At 59.9% G+C, this 4991-nt stretch carries 5 protein-coding genes; all 5 read left to right on the top strand.

Translation table 11 applies throughout. The features are described from left to right. Nucleotides 1-260 precede the first annotated feature (260 nt). The 5 genes from HU811_RS24845 to HU811_RS24825 all read left to right on the top strand — a co-directional run bounded on the left by HU811_RS24845 (nucleotide 261) and on the right by HU811_RS24825 (nucleotide 4945). Complete coding sequence (locus HU811_RS24845; RefSeq protein WP_186658630.1) at nucleotides 261-1082, top strand: NAD-dependent epimerase/dehydratase family protein; 822 nt, start codon at nucleotides 261-263, stop codon at nucleotides 1080-1082. A 43-nt stretch (nucleotides 1083-1125) separates the two neighbouring features. Then, the gene (locus tag HU811_RS24840) at nucleotides 1126-2031 is read left to right on the top strand and encodes an SMP-30/gluconolactonase/LRE family protein (protein WP_092398901.1); all 906 of its coding nucleotides are present in this window, start codon (nucleotides 1126-1128) and stop codon (nucleotides 2029-2031) included. 55 nt (nucleotides 2032-2086) lie between these two features. Further along, on the top strand, nucleotides 2087-3064 hold the full coding sequence (locus tag HU811_RS24835) for a TRAP transporter substrate-binding protein (protein ID WP_092398903.1): 978 nt from the start codon (nucleotides 2087-2089) through the stop codon (nucleotides 3062-3064). A gap of 73 nt (nucleotides 3065-3137) precedes the next feature. After that, the gene (locus HU811_RS24830; RefSeq protein ID WP_092398905.1) at nucleotides 3138-3665 is read left to right on the top strand and encodes a TRAP transporter small permease; all 528 of its coding nucleotides are present in this window, start codon (nucleotides 3138-3140) and stop codon (nucleotides 3663-3665) included. Beyond that, nucleotides 3665-4945 carry a TRAP transporter large permease gene (locus tag HU811_RS24825; protein WP_092398907.1) on the top strand — a complete coding sequence of 427 codons (1281 nt, stop codon included), beginning with the start codon at nucleotides 3665-3667 and terminating at the stop codon, nucleotides 4943-4945. The genes HU811_RS24830 and HU811_RS24825 overlap by 1 nt, the downstream gene beginning before the upstream one ends. Nucleotides 4946-4991: the final 46 nt, after the last annotated feature.

Genomic DNA, 4991 nt, shown 5'->3' with positions numbered 1-4991 from the left:
CCGGGACTTCAGCACCACTGAGTTCGATGAAAACCGCTTGATCGTCAGCTACCCGATCTCGCTTCTTTAAGCCGGGATCCGTCGCCATGGTCGCTGTTCAAAAGGACCATGGCGACGCAACCGCCAAAGGCAGGGACGCCGTGGCAGAGCGATTCGTCGATCAAACGTTGACAAGGTAGCGGTAGGATAAGGATATTCCCTCTCGGTCGTACGACAACTTATAACAACTGATACCTCTCACCGTTTGCTCAGGTAATTTCATGACTACGACACACATTCGCCAGCCCTTCAATCGTCTACTGCTGACCGGCGCCGCCGGCGGCTTGGGTAAAGTCTTGCGCGAACGCCTCAAGCCTTTCGCCCGCCACATTCGCCTGTCGGACATCGCCAACATGGCCCCGGCCATTGATGAAAGTGAAGAAGTGGTGCCGTGCGACCTGTCTGATAAACAGGCGGTGCATCAGTTGGTGGAAGGCGTCGATGCCATTTTGCATTTTGGCGGTGTTTCGGTAGAGCGCCCATTCGAAGAAATCCTCGGCGCCAACATCAGCGGCGTATTCCACATCTATGAAGCCGCCCGCAAGCATGGCGTCAAGCGGGTGATCTTCGCCAGCTCAAACCACGTCATCGGCTTCTACAAACAGGACGAGGCCCTCGACGCCCTTTCCCCTCGCCGTCCGGATGGCTACTACGGCTTGTCCAAGTCCTACGGCGAAGACATGGCCAGTTTCTACTTCGATCGCTACGGCATCGAAACCGTGAGCATCCGCATCGGCTCGTCGTTCCCCGAACCGCAGAACCGCCGGATGATGAGCACCTGGCTGAGCTTCGACGACCTCACTCAACTGATCGAATGCTCGCTCTATACCCCGAAAGTCGGCCACACCGTGGTGTATGGCATGTCCGCCAACCGCGACGTCTGGTGGGACAACAGCCAGGCCGCGCACCTGGGCTACCAGCCCAAGGACAGCTCCGAAGTCTTCCGGGCCAAGGTCGAAGCACAGCCGATGCCGGCCGCCGATGACCCGGCCAGGATCTACCAAGGCGGCGCCTTTGTCGCAGCCGGCCCGTTCGACAACTGATTGGCCTGTTTTTCATGGGATACGCACGAACCAAGGAATCACCATGCAAGCCGAATTGATTGTCGATGCACGCAACGCTGTCGGTGAGAGCCCGGTATGGGTCCCCGAGGAAAACGCTCTGTACTGGGTAGACATTCCCAGCGGTGGCCTGCAGTGCTGGAACGCCGGGACCGGGCAACTCAAGGGCTGGGAAACGCCCGAGATGCTCGCCTGTATCGCCCGTCACCAGGACGGGGGTTGGATCGCCGGCATGGAGAGCGGTTTCTTTCGCCTGCACCCCTTTGATGACGGCAGCCTGGACAGCGAATTGTGCGCCAGTGTCGAGCACGACCGCAGCGACATGCGCCTCAATGATGGCCGTTGCGACCGCCAGGGCCGTTTCTGGGCCGGCAGCATGGTGCTGAACATGGGCGCCAATGCCGACGTCGGCCGGATGTACCGCTTCGATGGCGGGCAGCGCAACCCGGTCGCGGCGCAACTGGGCGGGTTCATCGTGCCCAACGGCCTGGGCTTCAGCCCGGACGGACGCACGATGTACCTCTCTGACTCACATCCGCTGGTCCAGCAGATCTGGGCTTTCGACTACGACATCGACAGTGGCACGCCCTCCAACCGGCGGCTGTTCGTCGACATGATGCCCCTGGCCGGACGCCCGGACGGCGCGGCGGTGGACGCTGAAGGTTGCTATTGGATCTGCGCCAACGACGCCGGTCTCATCCATCGCTTCACCCCGGATGGCCGCCTGGACCGCTCTTTGGCCGTGCCGGTGAAGAAACCGACGATGTGCGCCTTTGGCGGCAGCCGTCTGGACACCCTGTTCGTCACTTCGATCCGCCCTGGCGACGACACCGATCCGCAATCGCTGGCCGGGGGCGTATTTGCCCTCAACCCCGGCGTCAAGGGCCTTGCCGAACCGACTTTCGCAGGAGCGAAGCACGCCGCCAACTGATCTGCACCACCGCTTCATTCGATAGACATAAAAACAACAACACTGGAGATTGACCATGAATTTCAAACGTACGCTTCTGATCGCCGCCCTCCCCCTGGCCTTCCTTGCGCAGGCGGCACAGGCGCTTGAGATCAAGTTTGCCGATATCCATCCCGATGGCTATCCAACCGTAGAAGCGGAAAAAATCCTCGGCAAGACGCTGGTCGAGGAGAGCAAAGGCGATAAAGACCCGTTCACCTTCAAAATGTACTCCGGCGGCGTGTTGGGCTCGGAGAAGGAAGTGGTCGAGCAGCTTCAGGTCGGTGCCGTACAAATGGCCCGCGTCAGCCTGGGTATCGTTGGCCCGGTGGTGCCGGACGTGAACGTGTTCAACATGCCATTCGTCTTCCGCGATCAGGCGCACATGCGCAAAGTCATCGACGGTGAAGTCGGCCAGGAGATCCTCGACAAGATCACCAATTCCGAATTCAACCTGGTCGCCCTGGCCTGGATGGACGGCGGTACTCGCAACCTCTACACCAAGAAGCCGGTGCACAAGCCTGAAGACATGAAGGGCATGAAGATTCGCGTGATGGGCAACCCGATGTTCATCGAGACCCTCAACGCCATGGGCGGTAACGGGATTGCGATGGATACCGGTGAAATCTTCAGCGCGCTGCAGACCGGTGTGATCGACGGCGCGGAAAACAACCCGCCGACCATGCTTGAGCACAACCACTACCAGAACGCCAAGTACTACAGCCTGACCGGTCACCTGATCCTGCCGGAGCCGGTGGTGATGTCCAAGTTCACCTGGGAAAAACTCAGCCCCGAGCAGCAAGCCCTGGTGAAAAAAGCCGCCAAGCAATCTCAGCTGGACGAGCGCGTGCTATGGGACAAGAAGACCCTCGCCAGTGAAGAGAAACTCAAAGCCGCCGGCGTTGAATTCATCACGGTCGACAAGAAACCCTTCTATGACGCTACCGCGCCGATCCGGGCCAAATACGGTGCGCCGTACGCCGATCTGATCAAGCGTATCGAAGCCGTTCAGTAACACCTCTCAATCTGTACTTGAAAAGGCCGGGCACGCCTGATGTCCAAGGCGTGCCCGGTTACGGTGGAACCCGATGAAGAATCTGCTGCTACGCATCAACGACAAGATTTACATGACTTGCATCTGGGTCGCCGGCCTCTCTGTCCTGGCAATTGCTCTGATGATTCCCTGGGGCGTGTTCGCCCGCTACGTGCTGGGCACTGGCTCAAGCTGGCCTGAGCCCACCGCGATTTTGCTGATGATCGTGTTCACGTTCATCGGCGCCGCCGCCAGTTACCGCGCCGGTGCGCACATGGCCGTGGACATGCTCACCAACCGCCTGCCCCCTCACTTGAAAACCGCGGCATCGGTGTTTTCCCAGTTGCTGATGGCGGCAATCTGCATCTTCATGATCAGCGGCGGCACCAAACTCTGCATATCCACCTGGAATCAGTACATGAGCGCCCTGCCCACGCTGCGGGTCGGCATCACGTACATGCCCATACCGGTCGGTGGTTTTCTGACCCTGATTTTTGTCCTGGAAAAACTCTTGCTCGGTGATCAGAGCAAGCGTCGGGTCGTGCAGTTCGACCTGGTCGAAGAAAGTGAAGGTGCCGCTTAATGGACGCTCTGATTCTGCTGGGCAGTTTTTTCCTGTTGATCCTGATCGGCATGCCGGTCGCCTACGCCCTGGGCGCCGCTGCGCTGATCGGCGCGTGGTGGATCGACATCCCGTTCCAGGCCGTGATGATCCAGGTCGCGGGCGGGGTAAACAAATTTTCGTTGCTGGCCATTCCGTTCTTCGTCCTGGCCGGTGCAATCATGGCCGAGGGCGGTATGTCTCGCCGGCTGGTGGCCTTCGCCGGGGTGCTGGTGGGTTTCGTGCGCGGCGGTCTGTCACTGGTCAACCTCATGGCCTCGACGTTCTTCGGTGCCATTTCCGGTTCCTCGGTGGCCGACACCGCGTCGGTGGGTTCGGTACTGATCCCGGAGATGGAACGCCGCGGCTACCCGCGGGAGTTCTCCACCGCAGTGACGGTCAGTGGTTCGGTACAAGCCCTGCTGACCCCGCCCAGCCATAACGCGGTGCTGTACTCCCTGGCGGCCGGCGGGACAGTTTCCATCGGTGCGCTGTTCATGGCCGGCATCGTGCCGGGCCTGCTGATGAACGCCTGCCTGATGGTGCTGTGCCTGATCTTCGCGAAGAAGCGCAACTATCCCAAGGGCGAAGTGATTCCCCTCAAGCAGGCGCTGAAAATCTGCCGGGAAGCCATGTGGGGCATGATGACCATGTTCATCATCCTCGGCGGCATCCTCTCGGGTGTTTTCACCGCCACCGAATCGGCCGCCATCGCTGTGCTCTGGGCATTCTTCGTGACCATGTGCATTTACCGCGACTATAAGTGGAGCGAGTTGCCGAAACTGATGCATCGCACGGTGCGTACCATCTCCATCGTGATGATCCTGATCGGCTTCGCCGCCAGCTTCGGCTACATCATGACGCTGATGCAGATACCGGCGAAAATCACCACCCTGTTCCTGACCATCTCCGACAACCGCTACGTGATCCTGATGTGCATCAACGCGATGCTGCTGGTTCTGGGTACGGTGATGGACATGGCGCCGCTGATTCTGATCCTGACGCCGATCCTGATGCCGGTGATCATGGGTATCGGCGTGGACCCGGTGCAGTTCGGCATGATCATGCTGGTGAACCTGGGTATCGGGCTTATTACCCCGCCGGTGGGCGCCGTGCTGTTCGTCGGAGCCGCCATTGGCAAGGTCAGCATCGAAAGCACCGTCAAGGCCCTGCTGCCGTTCTACGGTGTGCTGTTCCTGGTGTTGCTGGCCGTGACCTACATTCCGGCGATCTCGCTGTGGTTGCCGCGTCTGGTGTTGTAAGAGACAACGACAATCCCCTTGTGGGAGCAAGGCTTGCCCGCGATGA

This window comes from Pseudomonas tehranensis (assembly GCF_014268615.1).
GTDB lineage: Bacteria > Pseudomonadota > Gammaproteobacteria > Pseudomonadales > Pseudomonadaceae > Aquipseudomonas > Aquipseudomonas tehranensis.
This window is presented reverse-complemented; position numbering and strand designations above follow the sequence as displayed.

Bases quoted from the DNA above. Each gene is read 5' to 3' on its own strand.
- HU811_RS24845 (WP_186658630.1), top strand. From the start codon at position 261: ATGACTACGACACACATTCGCCAGCCCTTCAATCGTCTACTGCTGACC.
- HU811_RS24840 (WP_092398901.1), top strand. From the start codon at position 1,126: ATGCAAGCCGAATTGATTGTCGATGCACGCAACGCTGTCGGTGAGAGC.
- HU811_RS24835 (WP_092398903.1), top strand. From the start codon at position 2,087: ATGAATTTCAAACGTACGCTTCTGATCGCCGCCCTCCCCCTGGCCTTC.
- HU811_RS24830 (WP_092398905.1), top strand. From the start codon at position 3,138: ATGAAGAATCTGCTGCTACGCATCAACGACAAGATTTACATGACTTGC.
- HU811_RS24825 (WP_092398907.1), top strand. From the start codon at position 3,665: ATGGACGCTCTGATTCTGCTGGGCAGTTTTTTCCTGTTGATCCTGATC.